This window comes from Nonomuraea polychroma (assembly GCF_004011505.1).
Lineage (GTDB): Bacteria > Actinomycetota > Actinomycetes > Streptosporangiales > Streptosporangiaceae > Nonomuraea > Nonomuraea polychroma.
Genome location: NZ_SAUN01000001.1, coordinates 5,911,532 through 5,931,477 on the forward strand (window position 1 = coordinate 5,911,532; position 19,946 = coordinate 5,931,477).

Consider the following 19,946-nt stretch of genomic DNA (forward strand, 5'->3'; position numbering starts at 1 on the left):
GGGTGGTCGACTCCACTAGAGCTTCTCCTCCACTTCATGCCGCAGCTTGTCGGCGATGGGGTCCAGCTTCTTCTCGGCGTGCCTCGCGTACGCCCACGCGATCAGGAACGTGGACACGAACTGCAGCAGGCCGAAGATCAGCCCGATGTTGATGTCCCCGAGCACCTTGACGGCCATGAAGCCGCGCGCCCATCCGGACATCACCACGTACAGCAGGTACCACGCGAGGAACGCCACGGTCATCGGGAACGTCCAGGCGCGGAAGCGCTTCTTCAATTCTTGGAACTCAGTGCTCTCCTGGACTTGTTCATAAACGGACGCGTCATGTTCTCTTGTCGTCACGGGACCTCCACTGTGATGCGGATCACGGTCAACGTAAGAGCGCAACCTACCCGTCGTGGAGGCCCGTAACGGGGTTCTTCGCTGAGCCGACGGCGTGCGGCGCTTAGTTGGGGATGGGCTGCGGCGAAAGGTCCATTCAGCGCGATGAGCGGTCGGCCTTCCCTTTCACCCCATTACGGCCCTCTACCGTGGCGCATGCAGGGAGAGGGAGAACCGGTGGAGCTGCGGGCGGGTGAGCGCGGGCAGGGTGAGCGAGCGCAGCTCCTTGGCCGGGTCCAGGGCCGCCTGGGCGGTGGAGCCGTCGGCGTACGTGGCGGCAGCGCCCGCAGGCGAGGACCGCGTAGTGCCCGCCTAGGACGGGACCATTGACCGAAGGTGCTTGACCACCGCTTGGACAGCTACCACCACGGGTCCGGCCGGGCCGAGTCCCGCTTCTGCGACATCACCTACTGGGTCAGCCCTTGACCGCCCCCGCCGTCAGCCCTTCGACGATGTAGCGGCGGATGGCGGCGAACAGCACGAGCGTGGGCACGACGGACACCACGGTGGCGGCCGCCATGGATCCCCAGTCGATGTCGTACTGCGTGATGAAGGAGTTCATGGCCACCGGGATCGTCTTGGCGTCCTCGCTGTCGATGAACGTGATCGCCAGGAACAGCTCGTTCCAACATTGGACGAACGCGAAGATGAACGTCGCCGCGATCCCCGGCAACATGACCGGGATCACCACCCGCACCATGGCCACGAGCCGTGACGCCCCATCAACCTGCGCGGCCTCTTCCAGCGCGACCGGAACCCGCTCGTAGAAGCCGCGCATGATGATCGTGGAGAACGGCACCAGCATGGCGACGTACACGAGCATGAGCCCGGCGAGCCGGTTGAGCAGGTCGAGATCCGACATCAGCAGGTAGAGCGGGCCGAGCGCGATGAACAGCGGGATCATCTGGGTGACCAGGAACGCCAGCATCAGCACGCCGCGGCCGGGGAAGGTGAAGCGGGCCAGGGTGTAACCGCCGAGCACCCCGATGGCCGTCACCGCCCCGGCCGCGACAAGGGAGACCATGAGGCTGTTGAGCAGGTAGGTGCCGAAGTCGGCGAAGGAGAACAGCTCCTCGTAGTGCTCGAACGTCACCTCGCCCGGCCAGTACTTGAGCGGCACCGCGAAGATCTCGGGCTTGGGCTTGAGCGAGGTGACGACGACCCAGTAGAGGGGGAACAGGGTGATCAGCAGCCAGGCGGCCAGCACGACCACCTTGGCGAGCGTCGCGACACGTCTCATCGGGATTTCTCGAATCTCGTGGCGTTGAGGTAGAAGACGCTGAAGGACAGCAGCAGGCCGAGGACCAGCAGGCCGACCGCGCCGGCCCGGCCGTAGTCCCCGCCGATGACCTGCTGGATGAGGAAGGTCGTGATGATGTCGGTGCTGCCGGCGGGGCCGCCGCCGGTCATCGAATAGATGAGATCCGGAAAATTCAGGATCCAGATGATCCGCAGCAACACGATCAGTGCCAGCGTGGTCCGGATGTGCGGCAGGGTCACGTGCCAGAACTGCCGTAGCCGCGACGCCCCGTCCACGTCCGCCGCCTCGTACAGCTCCTTCGGGACCGACTGCAGCGCGGCCATGATCATGATGGCGAAGAACGTCACGCCGTACCAGACGTTGGCCACGATCACCGACGTCATCGCCCACCCCGGCGAGGCCAGGAAGCCGATGCGCTGGTCGATGATCCCCGTCTTGAGCAGCAGGTCGTTGATCACGCCGAACTGCCCGTTGAACATCCACCGCCACAACAACCCGATGAGGAACCCCGACATGGCCCACGGGAAGAACACCCACGCCTGGTAGAGGCCGCGCCCGCGGAAATGCCGCCGCAGCAGCAACGCCAGCCCGAACCCCAGGAAGAACTGGAAGAACAGCGACACGACCACCCACGTGCCGGTGTTGCGCAGCGCCGTCCAGAACCGCTCCTCGCCCAGCACGGCGCGGAAGTTCTCCAGGCCGGTGAAGGGGGTCGAGGTGAGGTCGAACAGGTTGTACCGCTGGAAGGCCATCACCGCGCCGCGGAGCACCGGGTAGTACGTGAACAACGCCACGAACACCACGCCTGGCAGCAGGCACAGCGCGATGAATCTGGCCCTCCGGACGTTGAAGGTCCTCATGAAACCTTCTTGGCCTGGTCCGTCCAGAAGGCGTCCCACGACTTGAGCACGTCGGCGACGGTCTTCTTGCCGGTGATCAGCGCCTGGACGTCGCGGTCGGAGTCGACGAGGAACTGGCTCCAGCCCGGGTAGTCCACCGGCCTGATCGTGATCACCTGCTTGGGGTCCTGCTGCGCCTGCAGGTACGCCTTCCACGCGCCCTGCGAGAACTGCGGGTCGTTCTGCGCCTGCTTGGAGATGGGGATGAGCGAGTTGCCCTTGGCGAAGGCGATGCTCTGCTTGGCCTCCGACAGGAACTGCACGAGCTTGACCGCCTCCTTCGGGTGCTTGGTGAAGGAGGTGGCGCCCCAGCCGGCGTAGCCGACGGGCTGGAAGGCGTACCCGGTGGGGCCCTTGGGGATGGGGGCGGTGGACCAGGCGGTGACCCCGCTGTCCTCGACCGTCTTGATCACTTCCGGGTCCTGGATGAGCATGCCGGTGACGCCCGAGGTGAAGCCCTGGACCATCTCGGGGTAGCCCCAGGACACCGAGTCGGGCGGCGACGCCTCCTTGAAGATCTTGACGTAGAGCTCCATGGCCTGGGCGGCCTCGGGAGTGGAGAAGATCGTGCGCTTGTCCTTCAGGTAGAAGGACTTCTCGGGGTTCAGGGCCTCGCCGTTGTACGCGCTGATCATCATCACCGCGTAGTCCGCGCCGCCCTTGCCGCCCCGGAACGAGTAACCGAAGCGGTCACCCGAGGTCATCTTCTTGCCGGCCTCGTAGAGCTCCTCCCAGGTCGTCGGGGGCTGGGCCATGCCGTAGTCCGTACGGTAGAAGAGCGTGCGCTGGTAGAAGCCGTACGGGATCAGGTATGCCTTGCCCCCGACCTCGACGGCCTTCTTCTGGGCCAGCTCGGTCAGGTCCGACCAGCCGGGCCACTCCGTGGTGGGCAGCTCGGCCAGCCAGCCGTTGTTGGAGAAGGACTTGGCCGTGTGGTCGCGTACCTCCAGCACGTCCAGGTCCTTCTTGGTCTGCAGGATCTGGGTGATCTTCTGGTCGGCGCTGTCGAGCGGCGGTGAGACGAGCTCGACCGTGACGCCCGGGTTGGCCTTCTCGAAGTCGGCGATGAGGGTCTTGATGAGCTTGGTACGTTCGGGGCTGGTCAGACTCTCGATCATGCGCAGCCGTACCTCTCCCGAGGACGACGAGCCGGAGCCGCAGCCCGCGAGCAGAAGCGTGGTGGCGACCGTGGCCGCCAGGAAGGGCTTTCTCATGGGGGGCCTCCCGCGTGGTTCTGACAGCGCTGGTTTGGACAGCGCTGTCAGTCACGCTAGGCGACCCATGCCTTCCAGCGCTAGACCGAGGTCCTTGATCAAAGTGTCCGCGGGTTCCAGACCGACCGAGAGACGGACGAGACCGACCGGGATGCCCATGGTGGCGCGCACGCTCTCCTCGGTGGACAGGGCGGGTGCGTTCACCAGGCTCTCGAAGCCACCCCACGACACGCCGATCCTGAAATATCGCAATTTATCGAGAAACGTCGCGACCTCTTCCCTCGATTCGGTCGCCAGCTCGATGCTGAACAGGCTCGAGAACCCCGACATCTGGCGGGTGGCGATGGCGTGCCCGGGATGCGACGCAAGCCCCGGGTGGTTGACCGCCCGCACACCCGGATGGCCGGCCAGGAACGCCGCCACCGCCAGTCCCCGCTCCTGGTGGGCGGCCATCCGCACGGGCAAGGTCCGCAACCCCTTGATCACCTTGGCCGCGTCGTGCGGTGACATGGCGGCCCCGTACAGCTGGTACTCCGTCAGGGCCAGCGGCCGGATCAGCCGCGAGGAACCCACGACCACGCCGCCCACGAGGTCGCTGTGCCCGCCGATGTACTTCGACAACGAGTGCACGACCAGGTCGACGCCCATCGTCAGCGGCTTCTGGAAGATCGGCGTGGACCAGGTGTTGTCCATCACCGTCACCAGGCCGCGCTCGCGCGCCCACCCCGTCACCTCGGCGATGTCGACGACGGCGTAGGCCATGTAGGAGGGGGACTCGAAGTAGAGTAGGCGGGTGTCCGCCCTGATAGCGCTGTCACCCTCCGCGAGGTCGCCGACGTGCGTATGCGTGACGCCGAACTTCTCCAGGTAACGCAGGAACTGCGTGGTCGGCCCGTAGACCGCGCCCAGCACCAGCACGTGGTCGCCGGCCGAGACGAGCGACGAGATCGTCGCCGAGATGGCGCCCATGCCGGAGCCGAAACACTTGGCCCGCTCTCCCCGCTCCAGCGCGGCCAGCTTACGCTGGGCAAGATCGACCGTAGGGTTGGTCCCCCGCCAGTAGACGTACCGCTCGTCCTCGTTCCTGATCGCCTCGCCCAGCGCCTGCGCGGTCGCGAACGTGAACAGCGAGTTCTCGAACACCGGCGGGTTGACCGCGCCCAGCACCCAAGGCTCGTCCTCACCCAACCGGCCACAGATCCATTCGTCATCCATGGGGGTCCTTTCGTCATGCATGGGGGCAGACTATGACAGCGCGCAAGCCGACCATGGCGGACGTGGCCCGGCATGCGGGTGTGAGCCTGAAGACCGTCTCCCGGGTCGTCAACCAGGAGCCCCACGTCCGGGCCTCGCTGCAGCAGCGGGTGCACGCGGCCATCAGCGCGCTCGGCTACCGCCGCAACGAGGCCGCCGCCCGCCTCGCCAGGGGCGCGACCATGCTGACGCTGGGCCTGGTGATGGAGAACATCTCCAACGAGTTCTACTCCCGCCTGGCCGCCGCCGTGGAGGCGGCCGCGGCCGAGCACGAAGCCCTCGTGGTGTTCGGCTCGTACGAGGAGAGCCCGGACAAGGAACGCATGCTCATCGAGTCCATGTCCGCGCGGGGCGTGGACTCCCTCATCGTGGTCCCCTCGGCGGCCGACCACGCCTGGCTGGCCGAGCACACGACCCTGCGCATGGTCTTCGTGGACCGCGTGCCGCGCGGGCTGGAGGCGGCGGACGTGGTGGTGCTCGACGACGTACGGGGCGGGCGTGTGGCCACCGAGCACCTGCTGGCCCGCGGCCACCGCCGCATCGCGCTGATCTCCGACAGCGACGGGCTGAGCTCGGTGCACGACCGGGCGACCGGTTACCGCGCGGCGCTCAGCGCGGTGGGGGTGGCCACCGATGAGGCGCTGGTGGTGCGCGGGGTGTTCGATCCGTGGCGAGTCTCGCACGAGGTCATCAAGCTGCTGGAGCTGGAGGATCCCCCGACGGCGTTCTTCGCCACCAACAACCGGGCCGCGATCGGAATCCTGCAGGCCCTGCGAGAGCGGCCGGAGCGACCGGCGTACGTGGGGTTCGACGACTTCGCGCTCGCGGATGTGTTCAACCCGGGGGTAACAGTGGTCCGCTACGACGTGGCCCGCCTGGCCCACAGCGCGGTGGACCTCCTGTTGAACCCCTCATCGGTGCCGCGCCGGGTGAAGGTGCCGGTGGAGCTGGTGGCCAGGGGCTCGGGGGAGCTCCCCCCGCCCTGATCTCCGTGGCCGGGTCATGTCCCCATACGCCGCCATAGTCCTCCCCCGCCTCGCTAGGCTCGTCGCGTGCCACGCACCACCGCCGAACTCACCGCCCTCCTCCACCACCGCCCCGAGCTGGCCGCCGCCCCCTCGCAGGAAGTGCTCGAACGCCTCCTGGCCCGGCCTGATCTGGCGGTTCCCGTGCTGCTCGACCTGGACGCCGACTGCCACACCGTCAGCCAGGCCGTGCAGGCGGCCGGCGGCGAGACCACCCGCGCCGAGCTGGCCGCGACGCTGCACGACCCGGACGGGCGGCTCGACGATGCGCTCGGCACGCTGGCCGCCCGCGGCCTGATCGCGCTCGACGGCGACACGGTGCGCTCGCCGCACCGCCCCGGCCTCTGGGCTCACCCGTTCGGGCTGGGCAGGCCACTACGCGCATTCACGAAGAAGATCACCACCGAGGTGCTGAAGACCATGGTCAAGGCACTCGGGGGCCAGCCGCAAGGGCGCAAGGCCGACCTCGTGACGCAGGCCGAGGAGCTGCTGCGCGACAGCGCGTCCGTCCGGGCCGCGGCCGCCCGCCTCCCCCGCCAGGCTGCTGAGCTGCTCACGACCATGACAGCCGGCCCGCCGGTGCTGGAGCAGCTCTACTACGGGTCATCGGAGCATCCCGTGCAACGCCTGGTCAAGGCCGGATTCGTGATACGCGACGGCTGGAACTACGAAATGCCCAAAGAGGTGGCGCTGGCCCTGCGCGGCGACGGCTGGCAACCGCCGCTGACCGGTCAGCCCGGCGTGCCGACCGGGCCGCGTACCGACGCCGACGGTGTGTCCGCCGCGCTGGCGGCCATCGACCGCGTCGAAGCCCTCGTCGAGCTGGCCGCCACGACCCCGATCGCGGAGCTGAAGTCCGGCGGCGTGGGTGTCCGTGAGCTCAAGCGTGTCTCCAAGGCGCTCGGCGTGCCCGAGCAGGAGGCGGTCCTGTGGCTCGACGTCGCGTACGGCGCCGACCTGCTCGCCTCGGAGTCGGACGAGCAGCTGGTCAGCACCACGCTGGTGGACGACTGGCTGGCGCGCTCCCCCGACGCCAGGTGGCGGGCGCTCGCCGACGCCTGGCTCGGGCTGCCGCAGGCCGCGACGTACCGGGTCGTGGGGTGTTGTGCGGACCACATGGAGCCGATGTCGCCACCTTACGAGTTCGATTGCGGGGCGGGCCGGATCCGGCGCGCGGTCCTGGACGTACTCCGCACCCTGTCCCCCGGGCTGGGCACGGACGCCGCAGGGCTGCGGGCGGCGGTGGGCTGGCGCACGCGGGCCTTGGCGGACTCGGCGCACGCGGCCGACGAGTTCGTGGCCGCGGCACTCCGTGAGGGCGAGCTGCTGGGCATCGTCGCCGACGGGGCCCTGACCCGCCTGGGCCGAGCCCTGCTGACCGCACCTGAGCCAGGCGGCGATCTGGGCGGGTTGTTCCCGCCGCCCTCAGCCACCGCGACCCTGCAGAACGACCTGACCGCGATCGTCTCAGGCCTCCCCGCCCCGGACCTGGCCGCCTTCCTGAACGCCTGCGCCGACCTGGAGTCCCGCGACCGGGCCAGCGTGTGGCGCTTCTCGGAGAAGAGCATCCGGAGAGCGCTGGACGCGGGCACGGACGCCGACACCCTGCTCGCCGGCCTCGCCCGCTTCTCCGCCAAGACGGTCCCCCAGCCGCTGCGCTACCTCGTCACCGACACGGCACGCAAGCACGGCACGATCAAGGTCGCCGGCACGCCGTCCGTGATCATCGCCAGCGACCCCGCCGTCATCGCCGAGCTCTGCGGCGCCAGGGCGCTCCGCAAGCTGGGCCTGCGCCAGATCGCCCCCACGGTCGCCCTCGGGAGCCTGGCGCCCGACGAGACCCTGCGGCTGCTGCGTCAGGGAGGCCACGCCCCGGTCAGCGTGGCGCCAGACGGCACGATCAGGGCGGAGAGCATCCAGCGCCGCCGACTCGCGGTGGAGGTCAAAAACCACCTTCGCACCGACACCGCTGCGGCGGCCGCAGCCATCCTCCAGGGCAACGGGACGGACGTGGACGGCGAGGCGGTGGCACTGGCTGCCGTCACCGGCGAGGTGATCGTCATCGTGTGGCAGCGGCGCGAGCACTACATGGAAGACCTGAACATCGCGGGCAACGTGGTGACCGGCTACTGCCACGACTGCGATCGAGACCACACCATCCAACGCACCAAGATCACAAAAGCATATCTGCCGTAGGGACGGGAGCGGTTCGCCCCTGGCCGACTACCACTTCGCCCGAAAACCGAAGTGCCCGCGCGCACTCTCAGGAAGACCGCGGGCGCCAGTCGCCGCGGTCGAGGTCGAGGTCCTCCGGGGTGTGCAGCCTGACCATCGTCCTGGCCACACCGGGCGGCACCCGGTGCGGGGTGAGGAACGACACCGCCACCATCACCGCGAACGCGATCGGCACCGTCCACGCCGCGGGCTGGGCCAGCAGCGCCTTGAGGAACCCGTCGTACGCCGCGCCTGTGATGGTGGCCAGCACCGCGGCGCAGGCCAGCCCGCCGCCCACGAACAGCCCGGCCAGTGCCCCCGTGGTGGTGAGCCGGCGCCACCAGATGCCCAGCACGAGCAGCGGGCAGAACGACGAGGCGGCCACCGCGAACGCCAGCCCCACCACGTCCGCCACGGGCAGCGCCCGCGCCCACAACGCCAGGACCAGCGGCACCGCCACCGCCATGAGCGTGGCGATCCTGAACGAGCGCACGCTGCCCTTGAGCAGATCTTGCGCGATCACTCCCGCCACGGACACCGTCAGGCCCGACGACGTGGACAGGAACGCGGCGAACGCCCCGGCGGTGACCAGGGCGGTCAGCAGGTCGCCCAGCGTTCCACCGATCATTTGCGCGGGCAACGTCAGCACGACCGTGTCCGTGCGCGCCAGGCCGGGCGTGTAGAGGCGGCCGAGCCAGCCGTACATGGCGGGCATCAGGTAGAACGCGCCGAGCAGCGACAACACCACCAGCGTCGTCCGGCGGGCGGCCCGTCCGTCGGGGTTGGTGTAGAAGCGCACGAGCACGTGCGGCAACCCCATGGTGCCCAGGAACGTGGCCAGGATCAGCGAGTACGTCGAATACAGCCCGTACTCCTTGGCCCCGGCCAGCGGCACCTGCCAGGTGGCCGCGTCCGCCGCGCTGACCCCGGGCGCGCCGTCGGCGTGCCAGGCCATCAGCAGGAACACCAGCGGCACGGCCAGCGCCGTCAGCTTGAGCCAGTACTGGAACGCCTGCACGAACGTGATCGACCGCATGCCGCCCGACAACACGTTCACCGCCACGACGACGGCGACCAGCAACCCGCCGACCCACACGGGCGCGCCGGTGATCGTCCGCAGCACCAGGCCGGCGCTCTGGAACTGCGGCATCAGGTAGAGCCAGCCGATCAGCACGACGAGCACGCTGGCCGTGCGGCGCACGGTCATCGACTCGAGCCTGGCCTCGGCGAAGTCGGGCAGCGTGTACGCCCCGGAGCGGCGCAACGGCGCCGACACCAGCACCAGCAGCACCAGGTAGCCACCGGTCCAGCCGACCGGCAGCCACAACATGTCCACGCCGAAGGACAGGATGAGCCCGGCGATGCCCAGGAACGAGGCCGCCGACAGGTATTCGCCGCCGATGGCCGAGGCGTTCCAGAGCGGACTCACCGTGCGGGAGGCGACGTAGAAGTCGGAGGTGGTGCGGGAGACCCGGATGCCGAACGCTCCGATGAGCACGGCCGCCACCACCACTACGAGGACGGCGGTCAGACTCATCGGCGCTCGACCAGTTCGGCGAAGTGGCGTTCGTTGCGCTCGGCCTGGCGGACGTACCACCAGGCGCCGATGACGAAGGCGGGGTAGATGAGGCCGGCGAGCACCGCCCACGGGAGCGGCACGCCGAGCAGGTGCACCTCGCGCAGCTCGGGGATGAGCAGGAACAGCAGGGGCAGGCCGCCGACCACGCAGGCCAGCATGGTGCACACGAACAACGCCAGCCGGAACTGGGTGCGCAGCAGGGAGCGCATGTACACCTCGCCGAGCCGGGTCTGCTCGTCGATCTCGCGGGTGGCGGGGTAACGGGGACGGCGGGCGGCGGCGGTGCGCGGGCTGGTGACGGCGACCCGGCGCGGGCCTTCACGCGGTGCCCGCCGCGCCGGGCGGGCATCCGGGCTCACGCCTTCCTCCCCTTCCCGGGCCGGGCCGGGCGGGCATCCGGGCTCACGCCTGCCTGCCCTTCATGGCTCGAGGGCTCATTCCTGCCTCCCCTTCCGCGCGCGGCGGACCAGCAGGTCGCGTAGCTCGCGCGTGTGCCTGCGGCTGACCGGGATCTCCGTGTCACCCACCCGCACCGTGCATTTGCCTGAGTCGATGTGCAGCTCCTCGATGTGCTTGACGGCCACCAGATGGCTGCGGTGCACCCGGACGAACCCGGCCGAGGCCCAGCGCTCCTCCAGCGTGGCCAGCGGGATGCGGACCAGGTGGCTGCCGGTCGCGGTGTGCAGCCGCGCGTAGTCGCCCTGCGCCTCCACGTAGACCACGTCGGCGCTGGACACGAACCGCGTCACGCCGCCCAGCTCGACCGGGATCGTGTCGCTCTCGCCGCCCTCCGCCGGCACGTCGGCCGACACCGCGACCCGCCGGATGGCCTCGGCCAGCCGCTCCGGGCGTACGGGCTTGAGCAGGTAATCCTCTGCCTTGATCTCGAACGCGTCCACGGCGTGCTCTTCATACGCCGTCACGAACACCACCCGGGGCGGGTTGGCGAACTGCGACAGCAGCCGCCCGAGCACCACGCCGTCGAGCCCGCGCATCCTGATGTCGAGGAACACCGCGTCGATGGGCCTGCCGTCGGCGATGGCGCGGTCGAGCAGACGCAGGGCCGCGGCGCCGTCCCTGGCGGTGGCCACTTCGCCGATGCGGGGGTCGGCGCGCAGCAGGTACGACAGGTCTTCGAGCGCGGGCAGCTCGTCGTCGACCGCGAGGACCCGGAGTTGTGCCATAGATAGTGATAAAACCGACAACAAAGATCGAGGTCAACGGGCAGAGACGCCCGGGTGATATTTCGGCAATCGTATGTTGACTTTCGTGCCCGCGCCAGTGCCGGTCTCGACGACCAGGCCGTACTCGTCGCCGTACACCTGGCGAAGGCGTTCGTCCACGTTGGCCAGCCCGACGCCGCCTGGGGAGGCGATGTCTCCGGCGAGGATGCGGCGCAGCCGCTCGGGGTCCATGCCGAGGCCGTCGTCCTCGACGCTGATGCGGCATTCGGCTCCGGCGTCCTCGGCGACGATCGTGATGCGCCCGACGCCGTTGCGGCTCTCCAGGCCGTGCCTGACGGCGTTCTCGACCAGCGGCTGCAGGCACAGGAAGGGCACCGCGACCGGCAGCACCTCGGGCGCGATGCGGAGCGTGACCTGCAGCTGGTCGCCGAACCTGGCCCGCTCCAGGATCAGGTAGCGGTCGATCGAGCGCAGTTCCTCGGCGAGCGTGGTGAACTCGCCGTGCCTGCGGAAGGAGTAGCGGGTGAAGTCGGCGAACTCCAGCAGCAGCTCCCGAGCCCGCTCGGGGTCGGTGCGCACGAAGGAGGCGATCGTCGTGAGCGAGTTGTAGATGAAGTGCGGCGAGATCTGCGCCCGCAGCGCCCGCACCTCGGCCTCCATGAGGAGGGTGCGCGAGCGGTCCAGCTCGGCCAGCTCCAGTTGCGAGTCCACCCATCCGGCCACCTCCTGGGCGGCCCTGACCAGCCCCGCCGAGGCGTTCTGCCCGTAGGCGGCGAGCGTGCCGACGACTCGGTCGTCGGTGGTGAGCGGCACCACCACGGCGTGCCTGATCGGGCATTCGAGCAGCTCGCAGTCGATGGTCAGCACCTGGGTGCGGCCGTCCTTCAAGGTGGCCGCGGCGTGCTCGAACGCCTGGTCGGCGTGGTGGTCGTCGCCGGCGCCGTCGTAGACGAGCAGCCGCTCGCCGTCGGTGATCGCCAGTGCCGCCGAGCCCAGCAACGCCCGGAGGTGCCGCGAGGCACGCTCGGCGCCGTCGGCGGTGAGCCCGGCCCGCAGCGGCGGCCCGGCCAGCGAGGCGGTGTGCAGGGTCTCGAACGTGGCCCGCTCGGCCGGGCTCGTGCCCAGCTCGCGGCGGCCCCTCATGACGCGCCACAACACGATCGCGGGCACGCCCACGAGAACCGCGACCACGGCGACCCCGACCAGGTACTCCACGCGGCCAGAGCCTAACTCAGAGCGCCGACTTCTTCGGCCCTGTGAGCAGCTCCCGTGCCCATGGGTTCGCTCCGCTCACAGTGCCGACTGCGTCGGCCCTGTGAGCAGCTCCCGTGCCCATGGGTTCGCTCCGCTCACAGTGCTTTCGCGATCACATCCCGGTACGACTCCGCCTCCTCGGCGGAGTCGTACGTCGTCCGCGGCCAGAAGAACCCGCGCAGCCCGTCCTTGTTGTTGCGCGGCACCACGTGGACGTGGAGGTGGGCCACGCTCTGGCTGACCCGGTTGTTCATGGCCACGAACGTGCCGCCCGCCTCGAGCGCCGTCTCCACAGCCCGGGCCATGGCCTGGACCCGCTCGAAGAAGGGGCCGACGTCGGCGAGGTCGGCCAGCGTCTCCACGTGCACCCGGGGCACGACGAGCACGTGTCCCTTGAAGACCGGCCGGGAGTCGAGGAAGGAGACCGCCACCTCGTCGGAGCTCACCACATAGGCGGACCGCTCTCCGGCGATGATCTCGCAGAACAGGTCGTTGCTCACCGTTTGACCTTATCGGCGAAGGCCGTCCAGCTCGTCATGTTGGGCCCGGACCATTCCTCGGGCGCGTGCAGGAACCGCTCACCCACGCGCTCGCGCAGCCGCAGCGGCACCTCGGGCACCTTCGAGCCCCGGCAGTGGTAGACCAGCCCGCCGCCGCGCTGCCCCATCGCCATCCACGGCAACCACGGCGACACCCGGCACCACGAGAACACGCAGGGCACATCGGCCACGCCCGACTCCAGATCCCGCGCGGCGGCGAAGAACTGGAACAACTCCAGCGCCCGGTAGGTGTCGCTTGCCGAGTTGTCCGGGTAGTCGGCGACCTTGAGCGGCGACGGGTACGCCAGCCGCACATCGATGTTGTAGACCACCTGATCGCCCAGCCGGGTCATGGGCACGGGGTAAGCCCCGAGCCGCTGGTTGACCGGATCGTTGAAGACGTGGTGCACCTCGACCGTCCGCCCCGTGAACGGGTTGTCCCACGTGTCGAGGACCTCCCTCGTCCGCGGGTCGAGGTAGAGCGCGGCCTCCCTGGTCAGCAGCTGCCAGCCGTCGTCGGACTCGACCGCCCTGGCCACGTTGATCCCTTCGAACCCGAACAGGTGGTGCGGGCCGTCATCGTCCTGCCAGGCGTAGACGTCGCCGGTCCAGTACGAGATCGTCTCCGCCCCGTCGGCGGAGGCGCGTACCCGAATGAAGTCCATGATCCGCAGATTACTTCACGGTGACCGCGAAGATCGCCTCACCGGACTGCCGCCTGCTCTCCTCGGTCGCCGGCGTCCGGTCCTGGCCGCAGCGCCAGCAGTCGAACAGCCTGATCTCGGTGATGCCCGGCCGTTTGGAGTTGAAGACGAAGTAGGTCGTGCCGCCGGAGCCGGGGCCCTCGTCCTCGCTCTCGTGCTCCTCGCTGATGAACGACGCCACCTTCGTGTCCGGCGCCGCGACCAGCGACCAGTCGTCGCCCACCGACGGGTTGTCGGCCACGGCCAGCGAGAACCGCTGCCCTTGCCGCAGCTCGACCTGCACGGTCGTGCCCTTGGCGCCCTTGACCACCGTGCCGTAGTCGCTCACCGCCGAGCCGCCGCCGCATCCCGTGACGGCCAGCAGCGCCAGCCAAGCGGCGGCCGTCCGAAGCCTCATTCCGGCAGGTTATCCGCCTCCGGCGGATCACGGGGCACCGCATACGGCTCCTGCCCGGCCGGCTGACCCGCGGCGATGCGGCGCTCTCTGATCAACTCGGCATCCAGCTCCGCGCCGAACAACAACGCCATGTTCGACAACCACAACCAGATGAGGAACACCACCACCGCGGCGAGGGCGCCGTACGTGCGGCTGTAGTTTCCGAAGGACGCCACGTACAGGGCGAACCCGCCGGAGACCACCACCCACAACACCACCGCGAGCACGCTTCCCGGCGTGATCCAGCGCATGCCGGGCTGGCGTACGTTGGGCGCCGCCCAGTACATCAGCATGATCAGCCCGGCGGCGACGAGCACCATCAACGGCCACTTGACCACGTTCCAGGTGGCCACCACCGCGTCGCCCAGGCCCAAGGCGTCCCCCACCGCGTGGGCCAGGTCACCGGTGAGCGTCACCGCGATCGCGCCGAGCGCCAGCAGCACGGTGGCCAGCACCGTGAGACCGATCCTGAGCGGCGTCACCTTCCAGAACGGGCGGCCTTCCTCGATGTCGTAGATCGCGTTGCCCGCCCTGATGAAGGCGGCGATGTAGCCGGAGGCCGACCAGAGGGCGAGCAGCAGCCCGGCGACGGCGACGACGCTCGCCACCTGCCCGCCTCCCTGGGCCGCGGCGGCGCCCCGCACGATCAGGTCCCGCACCTCGGCCGGCACCAGCACCACGAGGTTGCCGACCAGCATGGCCGCGTCCTGCCTGCCGAGCAGCCCGAACACCGCCACCAGCACGATCAGCGCCGGAAAGACGGACAACACCGCGTAGTAAGTGAGGCCGGCCGCCAGGTCCTGGACACGGTCGTCCTTGAACTCGGCGACCGTCCGCCTCAGCACGTTCCACCAGGCTCGGCGGGGCAGCTCGGCCGGTCGGTCGGGGACGTCCGAGGGCGACCGTTCGGGGGTGGCTGAGGCGGACAATGCCTTATTTGCCCTTGCGGCGCCTCACGATGCGGCGCACCACGAAGGCCGCCACGGCTCCGGCGGCGGCGATGAGCAGCATAGGCCGCTTCCTCGCCTCACCGGCGGCGTCGGTGGCCGTGCTCTTCACGGTGTCGGCGGCGTCGGCCGCCTTGGTCTTCACGGTCTCGGCCGCCTCGGCCGCCTTGTCTTTGGCGGTCTCGGCCGCGTTGCCCGCCCTGCCTTTCAGGTCGGCCTTGTCGGCCAGCGCGCCGACCGTCTCGCCTAGATCCTGCCGCGTTTCCTTGATGTCTTTGCGCACGTCGCCCTCTTCCTCGTCGTCCGGGTTCCCGTGCGTCCCCTGCAGCGACTCTTCCTCGGTACGCAGGCTTTCCGCTGCCTCGGATCGTTCGTCGCGGATGGGGGTTTCCGGGATGAATGTCTCGTGTTCTTCGCGGGCTTCCTCCGCCCGCCGCGCGTTCTCCTCCGCGCCTGGCCTCGTCGGTGGCACGTTGATCGACTCGCGCTCGGTCGGCGTGCCCACCCTTGCTCTGCGGGCGCCGACGTCACCTGCGTGATGCTCGCCGTCGTATCCGGGGTCGGTCTCGCTCATCGCCGTGCCCTCTCCTTGACCGTGTCGATATCGGCCTTGACGCTCGCGATGGTCTCTTGGGGGACCAGCGGCGTGGCTCGTTTGACCTGGTTCTTACCGATCAGGCCCAGCACGGCGGCGACGACGAACAGAGCTCCCGCCACGATCGCGGCAGCCGCCCAGCCGGGCATGACCAGAGCGAGGAGCAAGACGACGGCCGCCACCAGCGCGCCACCGCCGAGGAACGCGACCGTACCGGCCGCGCCGAACAGGCCCGCGCCGAAGCCCGCGTGCTTGCCTTTCTCGGCGAGTTCCATCCTGGCCAGGCGGAACTCGTCCTTGACGAGCCTGGAGACCTGCTCGGAGAGATCGTTGACCAGCTTGTGCGTGTCGTTCACGACGCTCGCCTCCTCCGCTGAGGAAGGCGACTACCCAGGCTCAAGGCCTTCTATCACGCGCTACTTGCGCTTGGCGCCCTTGAGCAGGAAGCCCAGAACCGAAAGCACCGGGTCCTTCGGCACGTCGCACCAGTCGTCCGGCTGCCGCGGCTTGCTCCACGGGGACGGGAGCTCGCACGGCGGCGCCTGCGGCTTCGGCCGTTCACACCACGATCCGGGAGGGTTCATACCTTCATGTTACAACTTCAGGGTTGACTTATATAAGTGCCAGCTGCTCGATCTTGGGCGCCTGCGCCCTGGCCAAGACCTGATCTTCCGTTCCCGGAGGTAACCTGCCGTGGTGCTGGTACACGGGGTTTGGGCGGCCCACGGGCTCGCGTTCTGGGCGGAGGCCACGAACGATCCCTCGGAGGCGGCCGGCACCGCGTTGCCTGCCGCCGGCCCACCGCCGCGGGGCCGCGCGCGGCGGAGCGATGAGCCGCGGCCCCATCCGTTCGCCGTGCCCGCGTCCGGCGTCGCGGCCGTGCTCGGGCTCGACGACGTGCCGGGGCGGACGCTGGAGTTGTTGCTTCCCGGCTCGGTCAAGGAGCCGCTGCCGTCGCCGGAGACCGGCCGGCTCTCAGAGGTCACCCGGCCGCGGCTGCGTCTGTGGCAGGTTCCCGCGGTCGTGCCACCCGCCGCGACGGCGCTGCACGTGCTGGCCGAGCGCACCGGCACCGCCACCATGCGTCACTGGGCCGCGGTCGCCGACTTCGCCCGCGACCTGGTACGCCGCGGCCGCGTCATCCCCCAGCTCCTACCGCCCGCCGCCAGGGAGGACAACGGCTCCAGGGACATGTGGGCGGTCCCGGAGGCCGACGCGCGGGCGGTGTGGCGGCCCGTGGTGACCGGGGTGGACGCCGGATATTTCCGGGAGCTGGCGCTGGCCATGCCGCCCGCGTGCCGTACCTCCGGCATCGAGCGTCCCTCCGCCGGCGTGCTGCGCGAGGCGCTCGACGTCTTCACCGACGCGCTCGTCCGCCAGGCGCTCACCGAGCCCCTTGTGGCCCGCCCCAGGACGCTCCAGGACCGCTGGCTGGCCGCGCTGACCGGCGCGGACCCGGCCTGCCCTGACGTCCCCGAGCTGCGCCGGGAGCTGGAGAAGTGGCACGAGGCCGCGACGGCGGCCGAGGGCGCGGCGCGGGTGTGCTTCCGGCTGCTGGAGCCGGCCGACACCGACGACTGGCGGGTGGAGCTCGCGTTGCAGGCCGCCGACGACCCCAGCCTCTACGTCACCGCCGCTGAGGTGTGGAGCGGCACGCGGGTGCCCGGCCTGCCACCGATTCCCGAGCGCGAGCTCCTGACCGGGCTGGGCCGGGCGGTGCGGCTCTACCCCGAGCTGGACCGCGCCCTGCGCGTGCCGGAGCCGAGCGAGCTGGCGCTGGACACGGCGGGGGCGTTCGGGTTCCTGCGGCAGGCGGCGCCGTTGTTGCAGGCGGCCGGGTTCGGGGTGCAGCTGCCCCGCTGGGCCGGGCGCACCAGGCTGGGCCTCAAGCTGACCACCAGGACCAAGGCGCAGACCGCGGCCGTGAGCCAGGGGTTCGGGATGCGGCAGCTGGTCGACTTCCGCATCGACCTGGCCGTGGGCGAGGAGACGATCAGCGAGGCGGAGCTGGCCGAGCTGGCCAGGCTCAAGGTGCCGCTGGTACGCGTCCGCGGCCAGTGGGTGGAGCTGGACGACCGGCAGCTGAAGGCGGCGCTCAGGGCCGTGGAGGGCGAGCGCACGGGCGAGGCGACGGCCGCCGACATACTCCAGCATGTGGTCAGCGCCGATCTATGGGGCGACGACGAGCTGCCGCTGCTGGAGATCGACGCCGACGGCGTGCTCGGCGACCTGCTGTCCGGCCAGGCCGAGCGGCGGCTCGAACCGCTGAGGACCCCGGCGGGGCTGGACGCCATGCTCCGGCCGTACCAGGAACGCGGCCTGGCGTGGCTGAGCTTCCTGTCGCAGCTGGGCCTCGGCGGGGTGCTGGCCGACGACATGGGGCTGGGCAAGACGATCACCACCCTGGCGCTGCTCGTCCACGAGCGGTCGGACGTGCCGACGCTGCTGGTGTGCCCGATGTCGCTGGTGGGCAACTGGCAGCGGGAGGCGGCCAGGTTCGCGCCGGGGCTGCGTGTCTACGTGCACCACGGCAGCGGCCGCGACGCCGCCGAGATCGAGCGCGCCGACCTGGTCATCACCACGTACGGCACCGCGCAACGCGACCTGGAGACCCTCAAGCGGCACGAGTGGCGCAGGGTCGTGTGCGACGAGGCCCAGGCGATCAAGAACAGCGGGACGCTGCAGGCGCAGGCGGTGCGGTCCATCCCGGCGCCGACCAGACTGGCCCTGACCGGCACCCCGGTGGAGAACCACCTGGCGGAGCTCTGGTCGATCATGGAGTTCGCCAACCCGGGGCTGCTGGGGTCGCGCTCGCGGTTCAGGACCAGGTTCCAGGAGCCCATCGAGGCCCGCCAGGACGAGCAGGCCGCCCAGGCGCTCAGGAGGGCGACGGGCCCGTTCATCCTCCGCCGCCTCAAGACCGACAAGTCCATCATCTCCGATCTGCCGGAGAAGATGGAGGTCAAGGAGTGGTGCCCGCTCACGCCCGAGCAGGCCTCTCTCTACCAAGCGGTGGTGGACGACATGCTGGCCAAGATCGACGACAGCGAGGGCATCGAGCGGCGCGGCCTGGTGCTGGCGACCATGGCCAAGCTCAAGCAGGTCTGCAACCACCCCGCCCATCTGCTCAAGGACGGCTCCCGGCTGGCGGGGCGGTCCGGCAAGCTCGCCCGGCTGGAGCAGCTTGCCGAGGAGATCCTGGCGGAGGGCGAGAAAGCGCTGCTCTTCACTCAATACGCCGAGTTCGGGACGATGTTGCAGCCTTACCTGGCGCAGCGGCTGGACCGCCCGGTGTTGTGGCTGCACGGCGGCCTGCCGAAGAAGACCCGCGACCGGCTGGTGGAGCGGTTCCAGCACGATACGGAGCCGATGTTGTTCGTGTTGTCGCTCAAGGCGGCCGGGGTCGGGCTCAACCTGACGGCCGCGAACCACGTCGTGCACGTGGACCGCTGGTGGAACCCGGCCGTCGAGGACCAGGCCACCGACCGCGCCTTCCGGATCGGGCAGCGCAAGAACGTGCAGGTGCGCAAGCTGATCTGCGCGGGCACCCTGGAAGAACGCGTGGACGAGATGATCGAGCGCAAGAAGGCCCTGGCCGAGCGGGTGGTCGGCACCGGCGAGGAGTGGCTCACGGACCTGTCGACCGACGAGCTGCGCGAGGTGTTCCGCCTGACCGCGGAGGGGGTGAGCTGATCATGGCGTGGTTCGACGGCAGCAGGCCGATCAAGGTCGAGGGTGGCATCAGGGCCCGCACGCAGCGCGGCTCGATCGGCTCGACGTGGTGGTCGCGGCGGTTCATCGACATCCTGGAGCGCATCTGCGACAAGGGGCGGCTCTCCCGCGGCCGGGCCTACGCCCGCCGGGGCCAGGTCCTGTCGATCGACCTGTCCGCGGGCGAGGTCAGGGCCGCCGTGCAGGGCTCGCGGCGGGATCCGTACGAGGTCGTGATCAGGATCGAGGCATACGCCGAGAGCCGGTGGGCCGCGCTCGAGGAGGCCATCGCGGCGCAGGCCGTCTACCGGGCCAAGCTGCTGGCCGGGGAGATGCCGGTGGAGATCGAGGAGCTGTTCGCCGCGATGGGGGTCGATCTGTTCCCGCGCGATCTGGACATGGACTGCTCGTGCCCGGACTGGGGTTTCCCGTGCAAGCACCTGTCTGCGGTGCTCTACCTGCTGGCCGAGTCGTTCGACGACGACCCGTTCCTGGTGCTGGCCTGGCGCGGGCGCACCCGCGAACAGTTGCTCGGCTTCCTGGCCGGCGACACCTCAGAGGAGCTGCAGGTCGAGGACGTGCCGTTCGCCGACCGGCTGGCCGACTTCTACGCCGCCGGCGCGACGGCGCACCGGCCGGAGCGTCGTCCCACGGCCGCCGCTCCCGACCTGCTGTTGCGGGTCTTCCCGCCGCCCGCGGACCTGGCGCGGGTGCTCGGCCCGGCGTATCGGCGGCTGGGTTAGCGGCAA

The 19,946-nt window shown here is 69.9% G+C and carries 21 protein-coding genes; 5 read left to right on the forward strand and 16 right to left on the reverse strand.

The window, feature by feature from the left end:
• Positions 1 to 15: 15 nt before the first annotated feature.
• Positions 16 to 342 carry a DUF485 domain-containing protein gene (locus tag EDD27_RS26930; protein WP_127934850.1) on the reverse strand — a complete coding sequence of 109 codons (327 nt, stop codon included), beginning with the start codon at positions 340 to 342 and terminating at the stop codon, positions 16 to 18.
• Between the two features lie 232 nt (positions 343 to 574).
• On the opposite strand from EDD27_RS26930, the gene EDD27_RS57925 reads away from it, so the two are divergent.
• Positions 575 to 697, forward strand: a complete 123-nt coding sequence (locus tag EDD27_RS57925; protein WP_277750755.1) for a hypothetical protein — start codon at positions 575 to 577, stop codon at positions 695 to 697.
• 99 nt (positions 698 to 796) lie between these two features.
• Here the strand turns inward: EDD27_RS57925 and EDD27_RS26935 are convergent, their stop codons facing one another.
• From EDD27_RS26935 to EDD27_RS26950, 4 genes are read right to left on the reverse strand one after another with little or no spacing between them, the layout of a single operon-like run.
• Positions 797 to 1,621 carry a carbohydrate ABC transporter permease gene (locus EDD27_RS26935; RefSeq protein ID WP_127934851.1) on the reverse strand — a complete coding sequence of 275 codons (825 nt, stop codon included), beginning with the start codon at positions 1,619 to 1,621 and terminating at the stop codon, positions 797 to 799.
• On the reverse strand, positions 1,618 to 2,502 hold the full coding sequence (locus EDD27_RS26940) for a carbohydrate ABC transporter permease (protein ID WP_127934852.1): 885 nt from the start codon (positions 2,500 to 2,502) through the stop codon (positions 1,618 to 1,620). The genes EDD27_RS26935 and EDD27_RS26940 overlap by 4 nt, the downstream gene beginning before the upstream one ends.
• The gene (locus EDD27_RS26945) at positions 2,499 to 3,755 is read right to left on the reverse strand and encodes an ABC transporter substrate-binding protein (protein WP_127934853.1); all 1,257 of its coding nucleotides are present in this window, start codon (positions 3,753 to 3,755) and stop codon (positions 2,499 to 2,501) included. Before EDD27_RS26945 ends, EDD27_RS26940 begins: the two co-directional genes overlap by 4 nt.
• Positions 3,756 to 3,806: 51 nt before the next feature.
• Positions 3,807 to 4,970: a trans-sulfuration enzyme family protein gene (locus EDD27_RS26950; RefSeq protein ID WP_127934854.1), complete on the reverse strand. Its 1,164-nt coding sequence runs from the start codon at positions 4,968 to 4,970 to the stop codon at positions 3,807 to 3,809.
• A 32-nt stretch (positions 4,971 to 5,002) separates the two neighbouring features.
• On the opposite strand from EDD27_RS26950, the gene EDD27_RS26955 reads away from it, so the two are divergent.
• Both EDD27_RS26955 and EDD27_RS26960 read left to right on the forward strand, forming a co-directional pair.
• Positions 5,003 to 5,995 (forward strand): LacI family DNA-binding transcriptional regulator, encoded by a 993-nt coding sequence (locus EDD27_RS26955; RefSeq protein WP_127934855.1) that lies wholly within the window; start codon positions 5,003 to 5,005, stop codon positions 5,993 to 5,995.
• A gap of 66 nt (positions 5,996 to 6,061) precedes the next feature.
• Positions 6,062 to 8,230, forward strand: a complete 2,169-nt coding sequence (locus tag EDD27_RS26960; RefSeq protein ID WP_127934856.1) for a helicase-associated domain-containing protein — start codon at positions 6,062 to 6,064, stop codon at positions 8,228 to 8,230.
• Between the two features lie 67 nt (positions 8,231 to 8,297).
• Here EDD27_RS26960 and EDD27_RS26965 read toward each other — a convergent pair whose 3' ends face one another.
• From EDD27_RS26965 to EDD27_RS54590, 11 genes are all read right to left on the reverse strand, one after another.
• Entirely contained in the window at positions 8,298 to 9,785 is a 1,488-nt protein-coding gene (locus EDD27_RS26965) for a sodium/solute symporter (RefSeq protein ID WP_127934857.1), read from the reverse strand.
• Positions 9,782 to 10,186 (reverse strand): hypothetical protein, encoded by a 405-nt coding sequence (locus EDD27_RS26970; RefSeq protein WP_127934858.1) that lies wholly within the window; start codon positions 10,184 to 10,186, stop codon positions 9,782 to 9,784. The genes EDD27_RS26965 and EDD27_RS26970 overlap by 4 nt, the downstream gene beginning before the upstream one ends.
• Positions 10,187 to 10,261: 75 nt before the next feature.
• Positions 10,262 to 11,011, reverse strand: coding sequence for a LytR/AlgR family response regulator transcription factor (locus tag EDD27_RS26975; protein WP_127934859.1), 750 nt, complete (start codon positions 11,009 to 11,011; stop codon positions 10,262 to 10,264).
• Positions 11,012 to 11,044: 33 nt separating this feature from the next.
• Positions 11,045 to 12,226, reverse strand: coding sequence for a histidine kinase (locus EDD27_RS26980; protein WP_127934860.1), 1,182 nt, complete (start codon positions 12,224 to 12,226; stop codon positions 11,045 to 11,047).
• A gap of 134 nt (positions 12,227 to 12,360) precedes the next feature.
• Positions 12,361 to 12,765, reverse strand: coding sequence for an HIT family protein (locus EDD27_RS26985; protein WP_127934861.1), 405 nt, complete (start codon positions 12,763 to 12,765; stop codon positions 12,361 to 12,363).
• Entirely contained in the window at positions 12,762 to 13,469 is a 708-nt protein-coding gene (locus EDD27_RS26990; RefSeq protein ID WP_127934862.1) for a DUF1838 family protein, read from the reverse strand. The genes EDD27_RS26985 and EDD27_RS26990 overlap by 4 nt, the downstream gene beginning before the upstream one ends.
• Positions 13,470 to 13,479: 10 nt before the next feature.
• Complete coding sequence (locus EDD27_RS26995; RefSeq protein ID WP_127934863.1) at positions 13,480 to 13,905, reverse strand: protease inhibitor I42 family protein; 426 nt, start codon at positions 13,903 to 13,905, stop codon at positions 13,480 to 13,482.
• Complete coding sequence (locus EDD27_RS27000; RefSeq protein ID WP_241564274.1) at positions 13,902 to 14,789, reverse strand: YihY/virulence factor BrkB family protein; 888 nt, start codon at positions 14,787 to 14,789, stop codon at positions 13,902 to 13,904. Before EDD27_RS27000 ends, EDD27_RS26995 begins: the two co-directional genes overlap by 4 nt.
• Positions 14,790 to 14,877: 88 nt before the next feature.
• On the reverse strand, positions 14,878 to 15,465 hold the full coding sequence (locus tag EDD27_RS27005) for a DUF3618 domain-containing protein (RefSeq protein ID WP_127934865.1): 588 nt from the start codon (positions 15,463 to 15,465) through the stop codon (positions 14,878 to 14,880).
• On the reverse strand, positions 15,462 to 15,842 hold the full coding sequence (locus EDD27_RS27010; RefSeq protein WP_127934866.1) for a phage holin family protein: 381 nt from the start codon (positions 15,840 to 15,842) through the stop codon (positions 15,462 to 15,464). Before EDD27_RS27010 ends, EDD27_RS27005 begins: the two co-directional genes overlap by 4 nt.
• 60 nt (positions 15,843 to 15,902) lie before the next feature.
• Positions 15,903 to 16,070, reverse strand: coding sequence for a hypothetical protein (locus EDD27_RS54590; protein WP_164903805.1), 168 nt, complete (start codon positions 16,068 to 16,070; stop codon positions 15,903 to 15,905).
• A gap of 109 nt (positions 16,071 to 16,179) precedes the next feature.
• On the opposite strand from EDD27_RS54590, the gene EDD27_RS27015 reads away from it, so the two are divergent.
• Both EDD27_RS27015 and EDD27_RS27020 read left to right on the forward strand, forming a co-directional pair.
• Entirely contained in the window at positions 16,180 to 19,179 is a 3,000-nt protein-coding gene (locus EDD27_RS27015) for a DEAD/DEAH box helicase (protein ID WP_127934867.1), read from the forward strand.
• Positions 19,180 to 19,181: 2 nt separating this feature from the next.
• A complete protein-coding gene (locus EDD27_RS27020; RefSeq protein ID WP_127934868.1) occupies positions 19,182 to 19,940 on the forward strand; it encodes an SWIM zinc finger family protein in 759 nt (252 codons plus the stop codon).
• Positions 19,941 to 19,946 lie beyond the last annotated feature (6 nt).

What these genes read in the sequence shown, in the direction of transcription:
- EDD27_RS26935 (WP_127934851.1), bottom strand. Translation starts at nt 1,621, where the DNA reads ATGAGACGTGTCGCGACGCTCGCCAAGGTGGTCGTGCTGGCCGCCTGG.
- EDD27_RS26940 (WP_127934852.1), bottom strand. Translation starts at nt 2,502, where the DNA reads ATGAGGACCTTCAACGTCCGGAGGGCCAGATTCATCGCGCTGTGCCTG.
- EDD27_RS26945 (WP_127934853.1), bottom strand. Translation starts at nt 3,755, where the DNA reads ATGAGAAAGCCCTTCCTGGCGGCCACGGTCGCCACCACGCTTCTGCTC.
- EDD27_RS26950 (WP_127934854.1), bottom strand. Translation starts at nt 4,970, where the DNA reads ATGGATGACGAATGGATCTGTGGCCGGTTGGGTGAGGACGAGCCTTGG.
- EDD27_RS26955 (WP_127934855.1), top strand. Translation starts at nt 5,003, where the DNA reads ATGACAGCGCGCAAGCCGACCATGGCGGACGTGGCCCGGCATGCGGGT.
- EDD27_RS26965 (WP_127934857.1), bottom strand. Translation starts at nt 9,785, where the DNA reads ATGAGTCTGACCGCCGTCCTCGTAGTGGTGGTGGCGGCCGTGCTCATC.
- EDD27_RS26975 (WP_127934859.1), bottom strand. Translation starts at nt 11,011, where the DNA reads ATGGCACAACTCCGGGTCCTCGCGGTCGACGACGAGCTGCCCGCGCTC.
- EDD27_RS26990 (WP_127934862.1), bottom strand. Translation starts at nt 13,469, where the DNA reads ATGGACTTCATTCGGGTACGCGCCTCCGCCGACGGGGCGGAGACGATC.
- EDD27_RS26995 (WP_127934863.1), bottom strand. Translation starts at nt 13,905, where the DNA reads ATGAGGCTTCGGACGGCCGCCGCTTGGCTGGCGCTGCTGGCCGTCACG.
- EDD27_RS27005 (WP_127934865.1), bottom strand. Translation starts at nt 15,465, where the DNA reads ATGAGCGAGACCGACCCCGGATACGACGGCGAGCATCACGCAGGTGAC.
- EDD27_RS54590 (WP_164903805.1), bottom strand. Translation starts at nt 16,070, where the DNA reads ATGAACCCTCCCGGATCGTGGTGTGAACGGCCGAAGCCGCAGGCGCCG.
- EDD27_RS27020 (WP_127934868.1), top strand. Translation starts at nt 19,182, where the DNA reads ATGGCGTGGTTCGACGGCAGCAGGCCGATCAAGGTCGAGGGTGGCATC.